This window comes from Nocardia sp. NPDC051929 (assembly GCF_044548645.1).
Taxonomy (GTDB): domain Bacteria; phylum Actinomycetota; class Actinomycetes; order Mycobacteriales; family Mycobacteriaceae; genus Nocardia; species Nocardia sichangensis.
This window is the reverse complement of record NZ_JBIUCG010000022.1, coordinates 91,398-113,234: the sequence shown is the minus strand read 5'-3', so window position 1 is coordinate 113,234 and position 21,837 is coordinate 91,398. Positions and strand designations below refer to the sequence as shown.

Sequence of the window (21,837 nt, the reverse complement as noted above, 5' to 3'; positions counted from 1 at the left end):
AGATTCGGGGGCGGGCGTAATGGCTGGAAGTCCGATGCGCAAGGTCGCGCTGCGCAATCTCGCCGCGCACAAGGTGCGGCTCGCGCTGACCCTCTTGTCAGTGGTGCTCGGCACCGCGTTCATCGCGGGTTCGTTCGTGTTCACCGACACCCTGCAGAGCACTTTCGACGGAATCTTCGCCAACGAGGCGAAGGGCGTCGACGTTCGGGTCAGCCCGAAAGAACGTCAGGCGCAAGGCGTTCCGAACAATGTGGTGGACGAGCTGGGGAAGTACCCCGGCGTCCGCACGGTCGCGCCGAGCGTGAACGGACCGGTGGTGCTGCTCGATCCGACCGGCAAGAAGGCCGTGCAGACCGGCGGGGCGCCGACGTTCGGCAAGTCGTACCTGCCGCCGGAAAAGGCCGTCGCGGAGCCGGAGAAGTTCCTGCAAGGCGTCCCGCCCGCCCGGCCCGGCGAGATCGCGCTCAACACCGGCGGGGCCGACCGGGCCGGACTGAAGATCGGTGACCGCACCAAGATCCTCATCCCCTCCCAGGCCGATCCGATCGACGTGACCCTGACCGGCATCTACGAGCTTCCCTCCGACACGGGTGGTTTCATCGGCGTGCTGTTCGACGACACGCAGGCGCGCAAGCTGTTCACCGACGGCCTGCACGTCGCCTACGTCGACTTGGCGGCCACCGGCATTCCCGGCGACGAGTTGCGCGACAACCTCGCCAAGGCACTGCCCGGCTACAAAGTGCAGAACAGCGATCAGGTGCGTGCCGACCTGAAGAAGGAAATCTCCAACGCGCTCAACTTCATCAACTACTTCCTGCTCGCCTTCGGCGCGATCGCGCTGATCGTCGGCACGTTCATCATCTACAACACGTTCTCGATGATCGTCGCGCAACGCCTGCGGGAGCTCGCGCTGCTGCGCGCGGTCGGCGCGAGCAGGCAGCAGGTCGGCACGTCGGTGGTGGCGGAGGCGTTCGTCATCGGGTTGATCGGCAGTGTGGTCGGCCTCGTGGGCGGCGTCGCGCTGGCGTTCGGATTGTCGGCGGTGCTCAACGCCTTCGATCTCGGCTTGCCGACCGGATCGATGGCGGTGCGGCCGCGCACCGTCGTGGTCGGGCTGCTGGTCGGCCTCGCGGTGACGATGGTCAGCGCCTACGCGCCCGCGCGCCGCGCCTCGCGCATCCCGCCCGTGCAGGCCATGCGCGAGGAATTCGCGTCCATCGGGGAGTCGCTGCGCCTGCGCACGATCTTCGGCGCGGTGCTCGCGGTGCTCGGGGCGGTCCTCGTCGTGCTGGGCGCGCAGCGCACCGGTGGCACGGCGGCCGCGACGGTCGGCGTCGGCGCGCTCGGGTTGATCTTCGCGGTGCTGCTGGCCGCGCCCGCGTTGTCGCGACCGCTGGTCGGCGGGCTCGGGGTGCTGGTGCGCCCGTTCGGGCCGATCGGTCGCATGGCGCGCAACAACGCGTCGCGCAATCCGCGCCGCACCGCCGCGACGGCCTTCGCGCTCACGCTGGGTCTGATGCTCGTCTCGGCGATCGGCATGCTGGGCGCTTCGGCGAAGGAGAGCGTCGGCGTGCTGGTCGACAAGGGCGTGCGGGCCGACTACGTGCTGGCGGGCCCGCAATTGCTCGGGGTGCCGTTCGGTGCCGCCGACGCCGCCCGGACGAAGGTGCCGAACGTGGCGCAGGTGGTCGGAATGCGGGGGGCCGCGTTCAAGCTCGGCGGCGATCAGGTGTTCGCGTCCTCACCGGACGGTCCGCTGACCGGTGTGCTGAACTACGAGATCGTGCGCGGCAGCGACACTCTCGGCGCCAGGGACATGCTCGTGTCCGAGGACGAAGCGAACGACCGCGGCTGGAAAGTCGGCGAAGAGGTGACCCCGACCAGCGTCGACGGCAAGAAGGTGCCGCTCACCGTCACCGGTGTGTACAAGAAGAACCCGCTGCTCGGCCCGATGGTGGTGTCGCAGACGGTCTACGACGAGGTGGTCCCGCTCAACTTCCGGACCAACTTCCTCGTGCTGATCAAGGCGCAACCGGGCGCGAATACCAGCGCGATGCGCGCCGACCTGGAGAAGGCCACCGAGCAATTCGTCGTGGTGCAGGTGCAGGACCGGGAGGAATTCAAGGGAGCGCAGGGCAAGCAGATCAACACCCTGCTGGCCATTCTCTACGGACTGCTCGCCTTGGCGGTGGTGATCGCGATCCTGGGCATCGTCAATACTTTGGCGCTGTCGGTGGTGGAGCGCCGCCGGGAGATCGGCATGCTCCGCGCGGTCGGCATGCAGCGCGCCCAGGTGCGCCGGACGATCTATCTGGAGTCGATGCTGATAGCGGTGTTCGGCGCGATCGTCGGCATGGTGCTCGGCCTGGGACTCGGCGTCGGATTCCTGCGCACGCTAAGGGATTTGGGTCTCGACCAGATCGCGATCCCGTGGAGCCAGCTGGTCTTGGTACTGGTCAGCTCGGCGGTCGTCGGAGTACTGGCCGCGCTGTGGCCTGCGGTGCGGGCGGCGCGCACACCACCACTGGCCGCGATCGCCGATCTCTGACAGGTCCGTGCGGCGCACAATCATTGTGCGCCGCACGGGCTGCGGCAGGTTCTCACGTGAGCTTTTGCGGACTCAGGCTCGACGGGTGGACCCGTCGAGCCGAACGGCATCGGTGAACGTGTCCCACTGACCTGGAGTAAGCCCCCTCGGCCTCGAGGATCTGGCGCAGAGTTTCGCGGCTGATATCGGCGATTCCGTTTCGTGATCTTCTGCAACCGCCGCCGCCCCTTCCCGGGTTGCGGCGTGTTTCGCCAGGACGTCGAACGCTCGGCCGTAGAAAGCTATCTCGCTCAACCAAGATACGGACTCGTGCGCTGTTCGGCGTGGTGTTGCAACCGGAGCCGGACAGTCTCGTGCACGGGCAGCGTCTCGAGTTCTTCGAGTCGTAGGAACTCGACAGAAGTCGATTCATCGGATACGGAGATTTCCCCACCGGTCACCCTGCCGAAGTAGACCACTGCGAACTCTTGCCGGACCTCTCCGTCCGCGTGTTCGATCACGTGCTCAGGGTCGGTGTATATACCGAGCAAACCAGTGATCTCTATGTCTAGCCCGGTCTCTTCGCGGGTCTCCCGAACCGCGCAATCCTCAAGGGTCTCGCCTACTTCCATGTTTCCGCCGGGTAGAGACCAGTTACCCGAGTCGCCACGGCGTTGCATCAGCACGCGCCCGTGCTCGTCGGTCACCAACGCGGACGCTCCCGGCTTCAGCGAGTTCGGCCGTGGTGCGTTCGGATCTCGGTAGTAGTCACGCCGTGAGCCCATTGGCGAATCCTTGCGTAGTTGAGTACGGGGTGATGGTGCCCCAGATCTGTTCGAACTGGTCGGCGAACGACTCGAATATCCGGTGCTGCGACAACCGGCGCACAATCATTGTGCGCCGCACGTGACTGCGGCGTGTCCTCGCGGGAACTGCTGTGGGCTCAGGCTGCGCCGGTGGAACCGTCGAGTCGAACGGCATTGGTGAACGTATCCCACTGGCCCGGAGCGAACACCAGGGCGGGACCGTTGGGGTTCTTGCTGTCACGAACCCCCACCATGCCCTGCTCCAAGAAGGCGACCTCAACGCAATCTTGGCCCATCGAGCTACGGGTGCTCTTGAACCACTCGGCTCCGGATAGGTCGATGTTCACGCCAAGTACTCCTTCATTCTTTGCCGAAGCAGCCTCCTGCTCGCGACTGCGTCCAGCGCGGTATGTCGAATGATCGTGAGGGCCTCGCGATACCGCCGAAGATCCGACTCTCCCTCAAAGTACATCGCACCAGTGAAGCCCTCAACGTAGACAACTGTCGGTTCCGCGACGCCACCTGCGGCGTCGAGGCCGTAGTCGAGGATCGAAAATGGTCCGACGGGTCCGCCGACCGGAAAGCCCGCACCGAACGGAAGAACTCGAATCGTGACGTTCGGGCACGTGCTCAGCTCCGCAAGGTGACGATGTTGCGCGGACATGATCTTGGGATTGCCGACGACCGCGTGCAGGACGGCTTCGCCGAGAATGACGTCGATTGTCGCCGGGTTCGCCTTGCGTGTGATGATCGCTTGACGCTTAGTCTTCAGTTCGATGCGGCGTCGGCGTTCTTCCTCGGAGTCTTTCGGAAAGTAGATCCGGTCGAGCGTCGCCGCGTAGTCGTTGGTCTGCAACAGCCCGGGAATGATGTCGGGTCGGAAGATCTCGATCTGGCGAGCACTGGCTTCCAGGCCGATGTAGACATTGAACGTCTCCGGAATGAGATCGCCGAAGCTGTGCCACCAGCTCTTCTCGGCTCCCTGCTTGAACAGGCCGACCATCGCGGCGCTCTTCTCGTGATCCAGACCTAAATTCTGGCAGAGCAATTCGATGTCACGTGCGCGCAGCCGGCCGACATCTCCCCGCTCCAGCCTGGACTGGGTACTCACACTCCAATCCATGATGGTGGCTACCTGTCCCTGCGTCAGGTTCTGCTCCTCGCGCGATTCACGCAGGTAGCGACCCATCTGTCGGCGCGGCAGCGACGCGCTTGTGCCTTGCTTCCCCATTCCGACCCCCTGGTAGGCATTATCAGTTCGATCGCCTTTCACTCTCAGTTTGGCGGTGATCCAGGGGATTTGGGCCGAATTGCTGAAATTTTCTGTTAGACAGCGGCAGCCTGCTCAGGCGGTGGTGTGCTTCCAGTACTCCGACCAGCTTCGAGGGGAATCAATGACCTACGCGAACGCAATCGAGCCGCCCATCGCGGGCAGGCCGAAATCATTGGGATTCATTCGGAATGACCTGTCCGGCATCCATGCCCCACGTCATGCCGCCGAGGTGTGGCGGCATGCTCTCGGACTGGGGCACCATTACGTGTACACCGTTCGTCCACCGGTCGATGTGGACAGTCCGATCGAGTACGTGCTCGGCCTCGCCGCAGGGCTCGGTGTCGATGTGATCGTCGTGTTCGAGCTGGGGCATGTGGATGATCGACCGGCCTTGATCTGCGACAGGGGATTCGATCTCGAGACCGTCAGCCCGCAGGGCACATGGACGCGCTCGTCCAGGCTCGTGTCCGGCGAGGGGGCGTGATGGGGGTCGAGACCGTTGTCGAGCCACCGCTGATCTGCGGTGACGTGGACGTGGAAATCGCTCATCGGATCATGCGGCGGCATCGGGCATGCCGCATCGACCGGTGCGCATGGAAACGTCTGGCGTATTACACGCTTGTCGTGCGTGGCCGGATCGTGCCGCAAACGCTCAGTCCGCGTGAGCGTGCCGCCGAGAGGAACATCCCGTTCCCTCCGATGGACGATGTTCGCGCCTCGACCGAGGTCGGTGTGGCGCCGCGAACGTTGCGGCACGTGTTGGACATGCTGAATCAGTCCTTGCTACCGCCAGGACGGGAGGTCGTGCCGCCGCTCGAAGGGGCGTGATGCCTTGAGTGTGTGGGATCTGGTGTGCAGTGCCGCCGCGACTGTCGGCGGCGGATCGTGTGTGGCGCTCGCGTTGGCCTGTCTGTGGCCGACCGGTTCGCCGGGACGCTCCGATGGGCGTCGCCGCCTCCCGGACGCCGCGAAGCGGGTGGCGTTCCGGTGGCCTGCGGAATGGACCTGCACGGCACCGCCGGAGCCCTTCACGGTTGCCGAAGCTCATGTCGCCATGCAGTGGCACCGCGAACACGGGTGTGCCCGCAAACGCGCCGCCTGGGGTGTGCTGGTGGCCGCAGGGCGGGTTGTACCGGATTCACACCGGCGGAATGAGAGGCCGTGGATCCGGCCGGATTGATGTCGGCGAAAGCTCAGCCCTCTGCGGCCACATTCGCCCACCGGTGGAGGCAAGCGCGGATCGCGCCTGGAACGGCTGGAGCCGGTGGCCGCGCCAGGTCGTCAGCCATGCTTCTGGCGTGCTCGGCGGTGCGGTCGATGGGTAGCGAAAATCGCGAGATCGCCTGTCTTGCAAGCAAACTCGAATTGGTGACGGGCGGCTGTATGCCCCGTCACATCTTGCTGAAGTTGTCCGTTCGGTAGTGCTAGTTTAAACGGAGGTTACCACTCCACTTAATTCTCGGTAAACGGCCTGATTCAACGGGGAAGGAGGCCGCGCGATGGTCGCTGTGGACTTCGGGGGTCCGGGCGCCGGGCTCGAGCTCGCGTCGGGCGGAGTCGTCGAACGGGTGCGCGCGGCCGTGCGCGGTCGCGGGGGCGAGGCGGTCGGGCAGCTTCTTCTCATCACGGTGCTCTACCTCGGCTATCGCGCGGGCCGTCTGATCACCGCCGACGACACGGGGCGCGCCCTGGTCAACGCGCACCGCTTGCTCGGACTCGAAGACCGGCTCGGCCTGCTGGACGAGCAGACGGTGCAGTCGTTATTCCTGAACCGCGAATTCCTCGCGGTTCCGGCCAACTTCTACTACGCCAGCGCGCATTTCACCGTGGCCGTCGGAGTCCTGCTGTGGCTGTGGACGTTCCGGCCGGAGCACTATCGCTGGACCAGGAACCTCATGGCGGCGCTGACGGGAGCCGCGCTCGCGGTGCACATCCTGATCCCGCTCGCGCCGCCGCGCATGCTGCCCGACCAGGGTTTCGTCGATCTCGCCGTGCGATACGGCCAATCCGTCTACGGCGCGGCGGATTCCGGCGGTCTGTCCAATCAGTTCGCGGCCATGCCCTCGCTGCACGTCGGTTGGGCGTTGCTGCTCGGTGTTGCCGTCGTCGCCGCGACTCGCACACCGTGGCGCTGGCTCGCGTTGGCCCATCCGGCGCTGACCACGCTCGTGGTGGTGGGCACCGCCAATCACTACTGGCTGGACACCATTGTCGCTGTCATGTTGCTCGCGGTGGCCGCCGTACTGCATCCCCTCGTGGTGCCCGCGGCGGCCACGGCGTGGGGCGTGATGGGTCCCGTTTCGTCGAAACCCATGCTGACCAGCTCCTGACAGTCCATCACGCACCCGGCGGCGCTCACCGGAAAAGCGCTCCGTCGCGCGTACGATCGCAGAGCCGTCCTGTTCGCCCATCCGGACAAGGAGTTGCCATGGAACCGATGACCATCGCGGATCTGCTGTCTTCGCTTGCCATCCAGGTGTTCGCCCTGTTGGGAGGATTCCCCGGGGGTTACCCCGGCTGATCCGTTGCCGCTGCTTCCGCGCCGCTCTTCATCGCGGCGAGTGTCTCCCGCATGAGCGCGGGCATGGTCCGGCCGACGAGGGCCGATACCAGTGGTCGCAACAGGGCCGCGGTGAGCTGGAACGAGTCCAGGTCACCGCGGTCCGGCCGCTTTGATCGCGGAACGCGAAAGCGCCGTCATGGGACGTTCCTCGCCGACTTGCTGTCGCGAATACATGCGCGGCCGGGAACGGGACGGTGTTGTCTATTTCTCGCCGGAACCCTGATGCCGGGATTCCTACCGTCGATGCAATGGAAAGCGAACGGATCCCGGATGTCGGGAATGCTGAGTTGCGGACGCCTGTCGTGTGGTTCATGGCGCTGGCGGCCGCGCTCGGGACGGCGAGTGTCTACCTACTGCAACCGGCCGTCGCGGAGGTTGCCGGTTCCCTGCACGCCTCTACGGCGGCGACCGGCACCGCTTTGGCGTGCGGGCCGGTCGGCTATCTGGTGGGGTTGGTTCTGCTGGTGCCGCTCGTCGACCGGTTCGCGCCACGGGCCGTGGTGGCGGCCCAGTTCGTGGCGCTGGCGGTTGCCTCCGCCGCCGGTGCGGTAGCGGGATCGCCTTGGGGCCTTGGATTCGTCATGGGCCTGGTCGGGGCGGGGTCGGGGGTCGGGGCTCAGCTGAGTTCGGTGGCGGGGCGTTTCGCGCAGCGTCGTCGGCGGGCCACGGTCTTGGGTATCGTGACCGCGGGCATATCTGCCGGAATCCTCGCCGGGCGCATCATCGGCGGCTGGCTCGCCGATGTGATCGGTTGGCGAGCAATGCTTTTCGTATTCGCTGTGCCGTGTGTCGTGGTCGCGGCGGTGTCCTTGTCCACCCTGCCGACCGCGTGGGGTCGCACGTATGCCGGATATCTGGATACGGTGCGCGGAATTCCCGGGCTCTTCGCCCGCTTCGCCGCACTGCGCCGGGCGGCGGCACGGGGAGCGCTGTGGTTCTTCGCGTTCTGTGCGATCTGGGCAGGTCTCGCGGTGGCGCTGTCGCAGCCTCCGTACTCATATTCACCCGAACGGATCGGCCTGTACGCCTGCGCCGGACTCGCCGGTGTCCTCGCGACCCGGATCGCCGGCGGATGGACCGACCGGGTCGGCCCGCGAAACGTGATCCTGGTGGGGCTCGCGCTCGCCCTTGTCGCGACGGTTGTCCTGGGCGTCGCCCTCTCGAACACTGTGGTGACCCTGGCCTGCCTCGGGCTCTTCGATGCCGGACTGTTCGCGGCCCAGGTGGCCAACCAGAGCACGGTCCTGGCCATCGACCCGTCCGCGCCTGCCCGCTTCAACAGTGCGTATATGTCTGTGTACTTCGTCGGAGGCAGCCTGGGAACCGCATTCGGCGCCGCCGCCGTCGGCTGGTTCGGCTGGCCCGGTCTGGTCGCCCTCGCCGCGGTCGCCACGGCCGCGGCGGGCGGGGTCACCCTGGCCGACCGGCCGCGGCGGCACGCGGCCACGCAGCCTGCCCGATGAGCGCCCTACGGTGCGAGTTCGCTGCCACCCGGCTCCTGGGATCCCCTTGCCTCCAGGGTCCGGCGCATGACAGCCGACGCCTGTTCGACGAACTCGGCTATCGGCACAGTGAGAGCCTCGGGCAGGACATCGGTGTGCCACACGACCAGGGTCCCGCCTTCCTTGCCGGGCAGCGCCTGCATCGAGGCGTGGTGATGGGAGGAATGCAGACTGCCTCCGACGATGGAGTACGCGATACGCCGGCTCACCGGGTCGAGGTCGACGAGCCGTTCCACGACGACGGTGCCGTCGGCGAAGGTGACGGTACGGGTGTCCGCGTCGAGCCGTGCGTCGGCGACGAGACCCGGGCCGAGGCGCTCGTGCACCGCGCCGAAATCGCTGACAGCGTCCCATACCTGCTCGGGCGTGGCGTGGATGTCGAATTCTTTGTGAACGGATGCCATGAGGTCCTCCTGGTCGGGCCGCGTGATTCGGTTGCCGTCTCAGCATTCCCGCCGGCCCAGTCGCGGGTCTTGAAGATTCTTGCGCGGCGTTTTTCGTCGTACCCTCGGCGTACGGTCCGCAGGTGCTGTCCACGACAACCGTTGCCGCCCGGCCCGAGTTCACCGTGACCACGGTGAACTGCCGCTCCGACCACACCCACTTCTCGGACCCGGAGGTCCGCGACGACCATCGCCTCGTGCTCGTGCGCCGTGGCCGGTTCCAGCGACAGTCCGACGGCGACCGGGCCGACCTCGATCCGACAGTCGGCTACCTGGGCGTACCGGGCGAAGAGGAACGGTTCGCCCATCCCGCCGGCGGCGACGTCTGCACCGTGGTGACCGTCGCGCCCGGCCGTTGGGAAGGGGCCGTCGATCCGCGTGCGGTGTACATCGATGCCCGTATCGATCTCGCGCACCACCGTGTTCTCGCTGCCGTCCGAGGCGGCGACATCGACTACGCGTTGACCGAGGAGCTTGTCCGGCTCGTCGCACTCGCCGCCGGATGGCCGATCCCTCGGTCGCGGCCCACCGACCGGGCGCTGGTTACCGCGGCCCGCGAGGCGATCATCGACGGCGCACCGGAATCGGTGGGCCTGCAATCTCTGGCCGCATCGCTGAAGGTCTCGCCGTACCGGCTGAGCCGGGTGTTCTCGCAGCACATGGGGCTGTCGCTGACCCGCTACCGCAACCGAGTACGGGTCGGCCGGACCATCGACCGGCTCACCGACGGAGAAACCGGCCTCGCAGACCTCGCCGCGCACCTCGGTTTCGCCGACCAGGCACACCTGACCCGCACCGTCCGCGAACACCTCGGCCACACCCCCATGGCGCTGCGCCGTCTACTCACCGAAACCACCTGACCGAGCCGTTGCAATGCGGCACGGAAAGAGCCTGCGCCGCCACATCAACCGGAGGCCGCCCTCCGGCGCGGGAAGGTGGGCGGCTTCGTCGACGGGGTCGGCCACGGTCGATGTCGATGTCGATGTCGATGTCGATGATCGGTTCGGCGGCCGGACCAGGGACCGCGGTAATACCGACATGCTCGATCCTGACGGTCAGTGCTGGGCGGCGTTGGCGTGGGCCCAGGACTGGACGTCGCCGCGGTCGAGGGCCAGTGCCAAGAGTTCCGGGAATTTGTCGGGGGTGCAGGCGAAGGCCGGGATGCCCAGTGCGGCGAGGGCTGCGGCGTTGTCGTGGTCGAAGGCGGGGGCGCCGTCGTCGGAGAGGGCGAGCAGCACGACGACTTGTACGCCGGAATCCTGTAGCGAGCGGACGCGGCGCAGCATCTCGTCGCGGATGCCGCCCTCGTAGAGGTCGGAGATCAGGACGAACAACGTATCGGCCGGGCGGGTGACCAGGGACTGGCAGTAGGCGAGGGCCCGGTTGATGTCGGTGCCGCCGCCGAGTTGCGTGCCGAACAGCACCTCTACCGGGTCGTCGAGTTTGTCGGTCAGGTCGACGATCTCGGTGTCGAAGACCACCAGCGAGGTGCGCAGCGACCGCATCGAGGCGAGCACCGCGCCGAACACCGACGCGTACACGACGCTGGCGGCCATCGAACCGGACTGGTCTATGGCCAGCACCACGTCCCGCCGGACCGCCTGAGCCTTGCGGCCGTAGCCGACCAGGCGTTCGGGCACCACGGTGCGATGCTCGGGCAGGTAGGTGGCGAGGTTCTTGCGAATGGTGCGGTCCCAGTCGATATCCCGCAATTTCGGCCGGGTGACCCGGGCGGCGCGGTTCAGCGCACCGGACACCGCGGCGACGGTCTGCGCCGCGATGCGCTGCTCGATCTCCCGCACCACCTTCTCCACCACCATGCGCGCGGTGGCCTTGGTGGTCTCGGGCATCACCCGGTTCAAGCTCAGCAGGGTGCCGACCAGGTGCACGTCCGGTTCCACCGCCTCGAGCAGTTCCGGCTCCAGCAGCAATTGGGTGAGATCGAGCCGCTCCACGGCGTCGCGTTGCATGACCTCGACGACGGAGGCGGGGAAGTAGCTGCGGATATCGCCGAGCCAGCGGGCCACGCGCGGCGCCGAGCCCTGCAAACCACCGGTGCGCTTGCCGGGCGAGGTCTCCTCATCGGTGTTGTACAGCGCCGACAGCGCCCGGTCCATCGCCGCGTCGGCGCCGGAGCCCAGCCCGCCCAGTCCCTCCTCCGCGGCCGCGCCGAGCACCAATCGCCAACGCCGAGATTGTGCTTCGCCGGTCACGGCGTGTCCTTCCGAGCGCGAGCGCTGGCGTCGGTGTGGCGTCGCCCCGCTGCCTGATCGATCATGCTGTGTCCCGTTCCGGCATCAGCAGGGCCCTGCGTGGTCATGGTGCGCTGCCGCTTTCGGGCCCGACCGCTTCCGCAGCGTCGCTTTTCGGCATGGGCGGGGCCCTGTGCGGCTACGTTGCGCTTCCGCGTCAGCTCCTGGCGGCTCATGCCGTATCCGACTTCGACATCAGCGAGGCCCTGTGCGGTTACGCTGCCCTGCGGCCTTCGCACCTGACCGCTCACGCAGCGTTCGATTCCGGCATGAGCGGGATCTCGTCTCGTCATGCACCGCTGCTCTTTCCGACCACTCATACCGTGACCCCCAGAATCTCCGCCGCCGTGTGCACCGCGGTGGTGGCTCGCTCCGAGTCGATGCCCGCGACGGCCGCCGCCGCGGACACCGAACCGCCGTCGCGGACCGCCTGCCCGATCGCGCGGCGTTCACCCGATTCGAACGCGCCGAAGGTACGGCGCAGCAGCGGCAGCGTCTCGACGAACGTGTCGTCGCCGAGTCCGCGCAGCCAGTCGTCGATGAGCCGCAACAACTCCCGATCGTGCACCAGAAGCAGGCCGCGACCGCCGAGGAATCCGTCTATCCACGCCGCCTTGGCCGAGGCGGTGGCGCCCACCGAGAGGGCGGCGGACAGTCTGCGCGCGGATTCGGCGTCATCGATGCGACCCGCGTCGGCGAGCAAACGGACCGCACGACCGACCAGCGCGCCGTGTACGTCGTCGCGGTCGGCGACCCGGCGCAATGCGGCGAGCCACTCACCGGTGGCCCAGCCGTCGTCCCTGGTGTGGATGGCGGTGTGCGCCGCGTCCAGCAGACCGCGCAGCTCGGTGGCGGCGTCGGTGTCCAATCCGGTGACCGCCGCGGGCAGGCCGGCGCAGATACGCACCAGCAACCCATCGGCCACGTGGGCCAGCGCTTTGGTGTCGGTGCCGCGCACGTCGCCGTAACGCAGTGTGCGGATCAGGCCGGGCAGCGCGGCCAGCAGGTGGGTGACGTCGTGGTCGAGCGCCGCGGTGGATTCCAGCCTGGCGATCAATCCGTCGGTGGCGCCGCCCAGGTCGGCCAGCAGCGCGACTTCCAGCGCGGCGGTCAATTCGCCGACCGAGCGGTCGGCGCGGCTCGCGGTGTCGAGAATCTTCGCCTCCGCCGCGGCGCGGATGGTGGTGCCCCAGCGAGAGGCCTCGATGATGGAGATCGCGTACTCGGGCTGCCATCGCAGCGTCCAGGTTTCCCGGAAGGTGCCCGTGCTGCGCACGTCGCTGGTGGTGAGCGTGCCCCACTCGATGTCGAGCACCCGCAGCCGATGTAGCAGGCGCGACCGCCGCACCTCGCGATCCTTACGCAGATCCAGGTCGACGGTACGGATCGAGGGCTCCTGCTTCATCCGCAGCGACCGGATGGTGGCGCGCAGGTCCGCGTCCAGCGGCACGGTCGGCGTCTGCTCCGGAACGGCCCCGAGCGCCTCGCCGACGACGAGTTCGCCGATCACCAACCGCAGCATCGTCTCGTCGCCGCCGCACAGCACCGACCGGGTGGCCTCGGTCACCTCCGACAGACCGGGGAGCGGGCGACCGCGCAGCGCGGCGAGGGTGTCGGCGAGCCGGACGGCCTCGATGACGTGGGCGCTGGAGACGGGCAGATCGTGGGCGCGCAGCACACCGGCGACCTTGGTCAGCCAGCGGGCGATCGGCCGCTCGGTGGCGGTGAACAGGTGGTGGTACCAGCCCGGTGAGGTGACGCCCGCGCCGTAGCCGGAGGTCGTGGACAGCCGCGAATGCGTCCACGGCACCCAGGTGAGCCTGGTTTTGATCTTCGGAAGGCCCTTGAGCATCCGTGCGTCCGGCGCGGCGGGACCGAGCGCGCCGGTCAGCGCGGGCGCGTGCCACGCCCCGCACACCACCGCCAGCCGCATCGCACCGTCTTTGAGGGCCTTGCGCATCGTCTGGCGCATATAAGCCTCGCGCCGGAGGGTGGGGGCGTCGACCACGAGTGGTTCGGGCGGTGGTTCCGGCACGAGGGCCGATTCGGCTACTGCCTCCGCGACCGAATCCAACTCCGACGTGGAGTCCATTCGATCGCGTCCCGATTCGGCGGTCGGTCGGTCATCAGCCGGTTCGGTGCCCGCAGGCCCCTGGCGCGCCGGGCTGTCTTGCGCGGCCGACGTCGGGTCGCCATGCGTGGCGTCGCGCTCGGCGCCTTCCCGCAGCGCGCCCATCGCCTCGGTGATCGCGTCGAACGCGTCCGCGTCCGGCACGGTTTCGACGACGGCGTCCCACCAGCGTTCGGCGTCGTCGTAGCCGCCCGCTTCGGCGAGCGCGGCGAGCGGATCGAACCGGTCGCCGGGCTCGTCCTCGGTCGCGAGCGTGACGCTCGCGGGCAGATCGCAGAACCGTACGGGCACCGCGTTGTCCGCGCCGTACCGCAGCGCCTGCCACTCGGGGGAGAACACCGCGTACGGCCAGAACGCGGCCGTGGCGGGGGCGTCGGGCACGTACGCCAGCAGCGCGACCGGAGGGGCCATCCCTTCGGCGGCGGCGAAGCCCACCAGCGGATCGGCGTCCGCGGGCCCCTCGATGAGGATCATGTCGGGCCGGAAATCCGCCAGGGCCATCCGCAGCGAGCGCGCCGAGCCGGGACCATGGTGGCGGATGCCGAATACCCTGGTCACAGGGGCGGTTTCGACACCGGAGGTCACCCGGTGACCTCGCGGCAGGCGCGGTAGAAATCCGCCCAATCCGGTCGCTCGCGGACCACGGCCTCCAAGTACTCCGTCCACACCACCGCGTCGGCCACCGGGTCCTTGATCACCGAGCCGAGCACCGCGCCCGCGATGTCGGAGGCGCGCAGCACGCCGTCGCCGAAGTGCGCCGAGAGCGCGATTCCGTTGGTGATCACCGAGATCGCCTCGGCCGTGGACAGTGTTCCGGACGGCGACTTGAGCTTGGTCCGGCCGTCGGCCGTACTGCCGGAGCGCAGCTCGCGGAAGACCCGCACCACCCGCCGCACCTCTTCGGCCGCCGCGGGCACGGTCGGCAGTTCCAGCGCGGAGCCGAGCTGCTCGACCCGCCTGCTGACGATGGCGACCTCCTCGTCCTCGCTCGCGGGCAGCGGCAGCACGACTGTGTTGAACCGGCGGCGCAACGCGGAGGACAACTCGTTCACCCCGCGGTCGCGATCGTTGGCGGTGGCGATCACGTTGAAGCCCTTCGCGGCCTGCACCTCCGTGCGCAGTTCGGGCACCGGCAGCGTCTTCTCGGACAAGACGGTGATCAGCGCGTCCTGTACGTCCGACGGGATGCGGGTGAGCTCTTCTATGCGGGCGATGGAGCCCGTCCGCATGGCCGTGAGCACCGGCGACGGCACCAGCGCCGCATCGCTCGGTCCCTCGGCGAGCAACCGCGCGTAGTTCCAGCCGTAGCGGATCGCCTCCTCGGCGGTGCCCGAGGTGCCCTGCACCAACAGCGTCGACGCACCGCTGATGGCGGCGGAGAGATGCTCGGACACCCAGGTCTTGGCGGTGCCCGGCACCCCGAGCAGCAGCAGTGCGCGGTCGGTGGCCAGCGTCGCGACCGCGACCTCCATGAGCCTGCGCGGGCCGACATACTTCGGGGTGATCACGGTGCCATCGGGCAGGGTGCCGCCGAGCAGGTAGGTGACCACCGCCCATGGCGACAGCCGCCACGACGGCGGGCGTGGCCGGTCGTCGGCGGCGGCGAGGGCGCGCAGCTCGTCGGCGTACGCCTGTTCGGCATGGGGGCGCAGCAGATCCGGCGTCGGGTCGGTGGTGGTCATCGCAACTCCTCGAGCATCATCGAGCGGTTGTTGAGGTCATGGGCGAGCTGGTCGAAGGCCCGTTGCCAGGCGGGATCGTCGCATTTGCGGGCCACGGCGGACAGTGTGGCGGCGGCGGCGACGGGGAGGTGGACCGAGGCCGCGGCGAGCAGCGAGCGGTGCGCGTTCGGTGACGCGCCGTGCGTCTCGGGGCGCCGCGCCGCCGCCCGCGCCCGCTCGAACAGCAGCAGCACCACGTGCTGGGCCAGCGCTTCCGGCCACGGATGGCCCATCGCGGGCAGCAGCGCCTCGATCTCCGACAGCCAGGAGCCGTCCAGCCGCACCAGGTGCGCGGTCCGATCCGGCAGCGGTAGCAGCGCGAACAGCTCCCGTCTGCGCAGCATCGCCAGATCGGTGGGCACGCCCGCCTCGAACAATGCCCGCGCCCACGTCGAATCGTGTTGAGCCAGTGCGGCGTCCACCCAGCCGTCGAAGATGGGCTGCCGGAACCGGTCTTCGATCGTGGCGCGCACCGCCTGTTGCGGTGTGCCGAGCACACCGGTCCAGTGCGCCAGCGGCGTCGCGGCGACCACCTGCCGGAGCCGGGCCGCGGACACGTCGGGCGCGCCGTTCCAGCGGTAGGCGAATTCGATGGTGCGGTCGGTGATCCCGTCGCGCTGCGCGGCGGCGTCGGGCCGGTCGGGCAGCGTGAGAACCACGTTCGTGTGCAGCATTCGGTGCTCGGCGCGGATCCACGCGCTTGCTCGGGCGCGCATCCGCTGCGAGAACGCCGATTCCGGCAGTAGTGCGAGCAGTCCGGCGGCGGTGCGGCGCACGTCGGCGCGCCGGTCGTCCAGCGCCGTTTCCAGCAGGGGCTCGTCGTCCGGGCCGAGCCCGTCGGCGAGCACGGCCAGCAGTTCGGCCTTCAGCGGCCCGGATTCCTTCGGCCACGCCGCGGTGAGCTCCGCCCTGGCCGCGCCCGCGTCGCCGCGCCGGAGGTCGGCGAGCCAGTCGCGCCGCTCGGGTGGTCGACCGAACAGCCAAGTGTCGGTGGACCGTTCGACGGGCAGCCGCACCAAGTCGCGCCGATCCGGATGCCGGGCCGCCAGCCAGCTGCCGCGTGTGCCCGCGAGGCGTAGCAGCGGCTCGCGCAAACCGGCATTGATCTTCGCGTGCTCGAGCAGTTGCTCGCACAGCACGACCGGCGCCCGGTAATCGTGCGGCCGCGCCGCGTCGAACCATTCGGGCAGGAATGCCGAGCGTTCCCGCAGCATGCGTGCCAGGCGCACGGCAGCAGGGCGCGGCAGCGACGGACGGGGATCGTCCGCCGCGGGTTCCGGTGCCGCGGCAGTGGCGGGCACGACCCCACCCCGAGTGAAAAGGTCTTGTAGCGCGGCTGTTTCGAGCAGTCGCAACGCGGGATCATGGGGCAACCGGTCGGCCGCGCGTGCGATCGCGGGCGCGAGTGCGGCGAGATCCGGGGCGCGGCGCGCGGTGCCGAGCAGCGCGACGGAGGTGAGGTCGGCACTCCCGGTCGGCCCCGCGGGCGGAGTCGCGTCGGGCACGAAGGTCTCCGTGGGTGCCAGATCGATCACCTCCCCCGCGGTGAACACCGAAATCGGCTCCCATCCGTCGGCGCTCCACTCGCCGGCCACCGTCACTGGATGACCGCCCGAGACGGCCAGCAGCGTCCACGGTTGTTCGCCCGGCCGGATCGGCAGCGCGCTGCCGCCGGATTCGGTGAGGTACCAGCCCTCTTCGGTGCGGGTGGGTATCACATCGGCCAGCAGCATCGGCCACGAGCGCAGCCACGGATCGGCGCCGAGCGCGGACGCGTGCGCGGCGAGCGCGGCGGCGATGGTGGCGGGGTGGTTCGCGTCGGCGGGCAACGTGGTGAACGGTTCGACCGTGCCGTGCCGCTCGCCCCACAGCGCGCGCAGCGGCGCGGCGCCCGGGTAGAAATGCAACTCCGCGTCGGCCAGTTGACCCAGCGCGGGAACGTCGGCGGGGAAGCCGGGGGAGCCGAAGGAATGGTCGACCACCAGCGCCCAGCGCCTGCTCTCCCGCCCGTACAGCCAGGTGCGCCGGGTGTAGAGGCGCTCGTCCTCGGTGATCCGCGAGCCGAACACCATCCACCGATCACGCACCGGAGCCTCGGCGCGCACCGCCTCGGCCGGATTGGGGTAGCCGACATGGGTGCGGATGCTGGCGCGCAGCGCGGGCGATACCGCGTCGAGCTGCCGGTGCGCGGCGATCAACAGGTGCATCCGCGCGTACTCGCGCAGCACCACGTCGGGCCAGTCGGTTCTGGTGGCCACGGCGGCCGGGAGCCTGCGCAGAGCGGAGGCGAGGCCGGGGGCCTGCGCGTCGACCATCCTGGCGGCCACGGCCTCGAAGGCGCGATACGAGCGATCGGCCTGCGCGAGCCCGGTGCGTACCTGATCACCGAGCCAGACGTCGAGTTCCTCCAGCCCCGCCGTCACCCGCACCCGGCGCTGTTCGGCGGTGGCCGGATTCGGGGTGCGGGGCCGCTCCGCGGTCGCGGCGGCCCGCGCCCTACGGCCGCCGATCCACGCCGCCGCGTAGTCCGCGGTCTCCGGTGCGACGGCGACCTCGCCCGCGGACCAGCGCAGCAACAACGACAGCGCGTGTTTACAAGGAAACTTGCGGCTCGGGCACGAGCACCGGTACGCCGGACCGGACAGGTCGACGATCGTCTGATAGGGCGTGGCGCCGCTGCCCTGGCACCGGCCCCACAGCGCCGGGCCGTGCTGCCCGCACTCGCGCCAGCGACCCACCAGCTTGCGGGCCGCCGAGAGCGAATTCGCATCCGGCGCCAACGCCGTGACCTGGGCTTCGGTCCACTGCGTCGTCATCGGCTCGCTCCGGCTCGCTGCTGCCTCATCGCCTTCCTTCATTGCTCGGTTGACCGGATTTCTACCCCAGCGCACCGACAAGTACCGCCGCCGGCGCCGCGCTGCCCTCGGAACCGCTTGTCCCGGTGCCGCATTCGTCTTTCGAACGAATCTTGCGCCGATCGGTGCGCTCTGGCATTCTGTTCTGTTCGGCTCGACCGAGCCACCCGGACCGGGTGTAGACACCATCGAGGCTGCCCGCCGGGGTTGGCGCGAGGGGTGGACATCGAGACATGGCGCAGGCGTTTCGATGACCATATATCCATCCCCGCGGGCAGATTCGCTCGGGCGCGGTGGGCGATTCCGGCGTGATCGGGTAGCGTTCCGCACAGCTTCGACAAGGCGCCGTGCACGGGGTCGGAGGACGTGTTGCGGCTCGATGGTGGAGGGGTTTTTCGCATGCGCCTGGATCCCGACGCTGTCGACGCCGCCGGTTCCACGGACGCGCCGCCCCGGCTGTCGGAGGTGGTGACGAGACGCCTGGCCGAGGATCCCGCGGTCACGCCGTCGATAGCGCGGACCGTGTTGCGCGCCATCGGCGCCGCCGAAACAGAGGACGCGTCAACGGCATTCGATCACTCCGGGATCTTCCTCAGCGCCATCCGGGTGTGCGGTTTCCGGGGTATCGGCCCCGAGACGACGCTGCAACTGCCGCCCGGGCCCGGCCTCACGCTCGTGGTCGGCCGCAACGGCAGCGGCAAATCCAGTTTCGCCGAGGCCGCGGAATTGGCGATGACCGGAGGGAACCGCCGGTGGGACGGTCGCTCGGCGGCGTGGCGGGAGGGCTGGCGCAACCTGCACGACGGCACGGCCGCCCGCATCGAGCTGGAGTTGCTCACCGCCGGTGCCGCGCCGCGCCTCACCATCGCCAAGGAATGGGCGGCCGACGCGGACCTGCAGGACGCGCACTGGACCCAGCGGTATCCGCCCGCGCCGCCGACGGGATTCGACACCGACCGGTGGGCGGCCCAGCTCGAGCTCTACCGGCCCTTCCTGTCCTACAGCGAACTCGGCGCGCTGGTGGACGGGAAACCGAGCGACCTGTTCGACGCGCTGCACCAGCTGCTCGGTCTCGACGAACTCACCCTGGCGCAGGAACGGATCCGGATGCGCCGCCTGGAGCTGGAACGCGCCGTGCGGGATTCGCGTCAGGAACGCCTGGAACTGCTGGAGCTGCTCGCGTCGGTGGCCGACGATCGCGCGGTCCGGGTCGCCGGGCTGCTGCGGCCCGCCCAACCGGATCTCGCCGCGGTGGGCCGGGAAGTGCTCGGCGCGGTGGACGATCCGACCGGACCGGACGGCCTGCGCGCCATCGTGCGGCTGGCGCTGCCCGAAGACGCCGAAGTGGAGGCGGTGGCCACCCGGCTCGAGGAATGGGGCGCGGCGCTGGCCGCGGGAGCCACCGCCGACGCCGAAGCCGATCTGCGCCTGCTGGAACTGCTGCGCAAGGCGCGGGAACACCATGCCGCGAGCGGGCCGTGTCCGTGCCCTGTGTGCGGCCGCGGCGCACTCGACGACGCGTGGGCGCGCGAGACCGATGCTGCCATCGAGCGGCTGACCGCCCGAGTCGACGCGCTCACGACCGCGCGGATCGAGCTCGGCAACGCGGTGCGGGCCGCTCGGGCGCTTCCCGACCTCGTTCCCGCCGAATTGGATTTCGATCCGCGCAACCCGCCGTCGGTCGACACCACGGCGGTGCGCGAGGCCTGGGCCGAATGGGCCGCGCTGACCAACACCGAATACGCCCCGGACCTGCCCGCCCGGCTGCGCGCCGCCCACGCGCGACTGGTCGACGAACTCGACCTGTTGCAGAAGGGCACCCGCAAGGAACTCGACCGCTTGGACGAGGTGTGGACGCCGCTGGTGCCACGGATCGTGGCCTGGCTGGAGGGCGCGCGCGAGGTGGCCGCGCACGCCGCGGAGCTGCGCACCGTGAAGAAGGCCGAGGACTGGCTGAAGTCGGCCACCGCGGGTCTGCGCGGCGAGCGCATGACGCCGCTGGAAACGACGGCGCGGTGGGTGTGGCGCACGCTGCGGCAGCAGAGCAACGTCGAGCTGGGCGCGATCCGTTTGCAGGGCAACGCGGGCACCGCGCGCCGCGTGCTGCTCGACGTGACCGTCGACGAGGTGGACGGCGCCGCGCTTGGCGTGATGAGCCAGGGTGAGCTGCACGCGCTCGGTCTCTCGCTGTTCCTGCCGCGCGCCACGGTGGAGCAGAGCCCGTTCCGTTTCGTCATGATCGACGACCCGGTGCAGGCGATGGACCCGGCCAAGGTGGACGGCCTGGCGCAAGTGCTGGCCACGGTCGCCTGGACCAGGCAGGTGGTGGTCTTCACCCATGACGAGCGCCTCGCCGAGGCGGTGCGGCGGATGCAGCTCGACGCGACCGTGCTGGAAGTGCAGCGCCGCGACCGCTCGGTGGTCGAGGTGCGGGTGTCCAGCGACCCGATTCGCCGCTATCTGGACGACGCCCGCGCATTGGTGCGCACCCCGCAGTTGCCCGCGGCGATCGCCGACGAACTGGTGGCCACGTGCTGCCGTTCCGCGGTGGAGGCGGCCAGTCTGGCCAGGGCGCGGCGCACCCTGCTCGCCGCGGGCATGGATCACGCGGAAGTGGAACGCCACATCGATGCCGCGCATTCGACCCGGTCGAAAGTGGCGCTCGCGGTCTTCGGGGTCGGCAGCAAGGTCGACGACTTGAACAAGAACCTCATCGCGCGCGAAGGACGGTGGGTGGTGGACGCATTGCGCGACGCCACGGCGGGCGCGCACGTGCCGATCGGGCGCGATATGCGTGAGCTGATCGGTGAGACCGAGAAGTTCGTCGCGTGGCTGGCCCGGTGAGGCGCCGATGAGCGGGCGGCGTCGGCCGGTCGGCGCACGTCGTGGACCCGCGGGCGGCGGACGCGCGGCCAGGCACGGGCAGCGTGGGCCGAACAACGGCGCGCAACGCTCGCGCGCGAATCGGCCGTCGGTCGCCGAGCGGCTGGAAACCGTGGATCTGTTGCTCGCCGGATCGGTGACCGCCGCGGGCGGGCTGTGGTCCCGCGCGACGGCCTGGATTCTGCGGATCGCTCTGGAGCAGGCCGTCGACGAACTGTGGCTGCGGCTGGCGCCCCCGCTGGTCCGCTGTCCGATGCGGGCACAGCTCATCGCGCTGCGCGCCTTCGCGGGACCGGACGTGGCGGCGCGCGTGGCCGTGCTCTGGGCGGCGCTGTCGCGCGCCGCGCACCATCACGACTACGAACTCGCGCCGAGCGTCACCGATCTGCGGCGCTGGCGGGAGCAGACCGTAGCCTTGGCCGAGGACCTGGCGGCGGTGCGGGCGCGCCGGGATTCCTGACACAGGTAGGAAGGGCGCGGAATGAACAAGGCACGGCGCTGCCCGTGTGGGCGTGGCGAGGCATTCGAGGACTGCTGCGGTCCGGTGTTGAGCGGCGAGCGTCCCGCTCCCACCGCCGAAGCCCTGATGCGGTCGCGCTACACCGCGTTCGCGGTGGGCGATGTCGACTATCTGCTGCGTTCGTGGCATCCGCGCACTCGCCCGGCCGCCTTGACCCTCGATCCCGCCCAGCGCTGGTTGTTCCTGGAAATCACCCGGACCGATCGAGGTGGACTGTTCGACGACACCGGCACGGTGGAGTTCGTCGCGCACTACCGCGACGCGGGCGGTCGCGGCGCACTGCACGAGACCAGCCGGTTCGCCCGATCCGACGGCGCCTGGGTCTACCTGGACGGCACGCACGACGACTGAGCGGTAGCGT

18 protein-coding genes are annotated in these 21,837 nt (G+C 69.3%); 9 read left to right on the top strand and 9 right to left on the bottom strand.

Features of this window, described 5'->3' with window-relative positions:
• Positions 1–19 precede the first annotated feature (19 nt).
• Positions 20–2,548 (top strand): ABC transporter permease, encoded by a 2,529-nt coding sequence (locus ACIHAX_RS28100; RefSeq protein WP_397280437.1) that lies wholly within the window; start codon positions 20–22, stop codon positions 2,546–2,548.
• 290 nt (positions 2,549–2,838) lie between these two features.
• On the opposite strand, the gene ACIHAX_RS28095 is transcribed toward ACIHAX_RS28100, so the two are convergent.
• From ACIHAX_RS28095 to ACIHAX_RS28085, 3 genes are all read right to left on the bottom strand, one after another.
• Complete coding sequence (locus tag ACIHAX_RS28095) at positions 2,839–3,312, bottom strand: NUDIX domain-containing protein (protein WP_397280435.1); 474 nt, start codon at positions 3,310–3,312, stop codon at positions 2,839–2,841.
• 158 nt (positions 3,313–3,470) lie between these two features.
• On the bottom strand, positions 3,471–3,680 hold the full coding sequence (locus tag ACIHAX_RS28090) for a DUF397 domain-containing protein (protein ID WP_364432587.1): 210 nt from the start codon (positions 3,678–3,680) through the stop codon (positions 3,471–3,473).
• On the bottom strand, positions 3,677–4,564 hold the full coding sequence (locus ACIHAX_RS28085) for a helix-turn-helix transcriptional regulator (RefSeq protein WP_364432584.1): 888 nt from the start codon (positions 4,562–4,564) through the stop codon (positions 3,677–3,679). The genes ACIHAX_RS28090 and ACIHAX_RS28085 overlap by 4 nt, the downstream gene beginning before the upstream one ends.
• Positions 4,565–4,613: 49 nt before the next feature.
• Here ACIHAX_RS28085 and ACIHAX_RS28080 point away from each other — a divergent pair, with 49 nt between their 5' ends.
• From ACIHAX_RS28080 to ACIHAX_RS28065, 4 genes are all read left to right on the top strand, one after another.
• Positions 4,614–5,090: a hypothetical protein gene (locus ACIHAX_RS28080; RefSeq protein WP_397280433.1), complete on the top strand. Its 477-nt coding sequence runs from the start codon at positions 4,614–4,616 to the stop codon at positions 5,088–5,090.
• Positions 5,090–5,434 carry a hypothetical protein gene (locus tag ACIHAX_RS28075; RefSeq protein ID WP_364432578.1) on the top strand — a complete coding sequence of 115 codons (345 nt, stop codon included), beginning with the start codon at positions 5,090–5,092 and terminating at the stop codon, positions 5,432–5,434. Before ACIHAX_RS28080 ends, ACIHAX_RS28075 begins: the two co-directional genes overlap by 1 nt.
• Positions 5,435–6,105: 671 nt before the next feature.
• On the top strand, positions 6,106–6,936 hold the full coding sequence (locus ACIHAX_RS28070; protein WP_355077221.1) for a phosphatase PAP2 family protein: 831 nt from the start codon (positions 6,106–6,108) through the stop codon (positions 6,934–6,936).
• 481 nt (positions 6,937–7,417) lie between these two features.
• A complete protein-coding gene (locus ACIHAX_RS28065) occupies positions 7,418–8,632 on the top strand; it encodes an MFS transporter (protein ID WP_397280430.1) in 1,215 nt (404 codons plus the stop codon).
• 5 nt (positions 8,633–8,637) lie between these two features.
• Here the strand turns inward: ACIHAX_RS28065 and ACIHAX_RS28060 are convergent, their stop codons facing one another.
• The gene (locus tag ACIHAX_RS28060; protein WP_364432569.1) at positions 8,638–9,075 is read right to left on the bottom strand and encodes an SRPBCC family protein; all 438 of its coding nucleotides are present in this window, start codon (positions 9,073–9,075) and stop codon (positions 8,638–8,640) included.
• 122 nt (positions 9,076–9,197) lie between these two features.
• Between ACIHAX_RS28060 and ACIHAX_RS28055 the strand changes: the two genes are divergently transcribed.
• Positions 9,198–9,974 (top strand): helix-turn-helix domain-containing protein, encoded by a 777-nt coding sequence (locus ACIHAX_RS28055; protein WP_397280428.1) that lies wholly within the window; start codon positions 9,198–9,200, stop codon positions 9,972–9,974.
• Here the strand turns inward: ACIHAX_RS28055 and ACIHAX_RS28050 are convergent.
• The 5 genes from ACIHAX_RS28050 to ACIHAX_RS28030 form a co-directional block, all read right to left on the bottom strand.
• Positions 9,958–10,146: a hypothetical protein gene (locus tag ACIHAX_RS28050; RefSeq protein WP_397280492.1), complete on the bottom strand. Its 189-nt coding sequence runs from the start codon at positions 10,144–10,146 to the stop codon at positions 9,958–9,960. The genes ACIHAX_RS28055 and ACIHAX_RS28050 overlap by 17 nt on opposite strands.
• A gap of 23 nt (positions 10,147–10,169) precedes the next feature.
• Complete coding sequence (locus tag ACIHAX_RS28045; RefSeq protein ID WP_364432563.1) at positions 10,170–11,327, bottom strand: VWA domain-containing protein; 1,158 nt, start codon at positions 11,325–11,327, stop codon at positions 10,170–10,172.
• Between the two features lie 355 nt (positions 11,328–11,682).
• Positions 11,683–14,100, bottom strand: coding sequence for a DUF5682 family protein (locus ACIHAX_RS28040; protein WP_397280489.1), 2,418 nt, complete (start codon positions 14,098–14,100; stop codon positions 11,683–11,685).
• On the bottom strand, positions 14,079–15,179 hold the full coding sequence (locus ACIHAX_RS28035; protein WP_355077206.1) for an AAA family ATPase: 1,101 nt from the start codon (positions 15,177–15,179) through the stop codon (positions 14,079–14,081). Before ACIHAX_RS28035 ends, ACIHAX_RS28040 begins: the two co-directional genes overlap by 22 nt.
• Positions 15,176–18,034, bottom strand: coding sequence for a DUF5691 domain-containing protein (locus ACIHAX_RS28030; RefSeq protein ID WP_397280425.1), 2,859 nt, complete (start codon positions 18,032–18,034; stop codon positions 15,176–15,178). The genes ACIHAX_RS28035 and ACIHAX_RS28030 overlap by 4 nt, the downstream gene beginning before the upstream one ends.
• A gap of 438 nt (positions 18,035–18,472) precedes the next feature.
• Here ACIHAX_RS28030 and ACIHAX_RS28025 point away from each other — a divergent pair, with 438 nt between their 5' ends.
• The 3 genes from ACIHAX_RS28025 to ACIHAX_RS28015 are packed head-to-tail and all read left to right on the top strand — an operon-like array spanning position 18,473 to position 21,827.
• Positions 18,473–20,917, top strand: coding sequence for an AAA family ATPase (locus ACIHAX_RS28025; protein ID WP_364432552.1), 2,445 nt, complete (start codon positions 18,473–18,475; stop codon positions 20,915–20,917).
• Between the two features lie 7 nt (positions 20,918–20,924).
• Positions 20,925–21,416: a hypothetical protein gene (locus ACIHAX_RS28020; protein WP_355077200.1), complete on the top strand. Its 492-nt coding sequence runs from the start codon at positions 20,925–20,927 to the stop codon at positions 21,414–21,416.
• Between the two features lie 21 nt (positions 21,417–21,437).
• A complete protein-coding gene (locus tag ACIHAX_RS28015; RefSeq protein ID WP_356967304.1) occupies positions 21,438–21,827 on the top strand; it encodes a YchJ family protein in 390 nt (129 codons plus the stop codon).
• Positions 21,828–21,837: the final 10 nt, after the last annotated feature.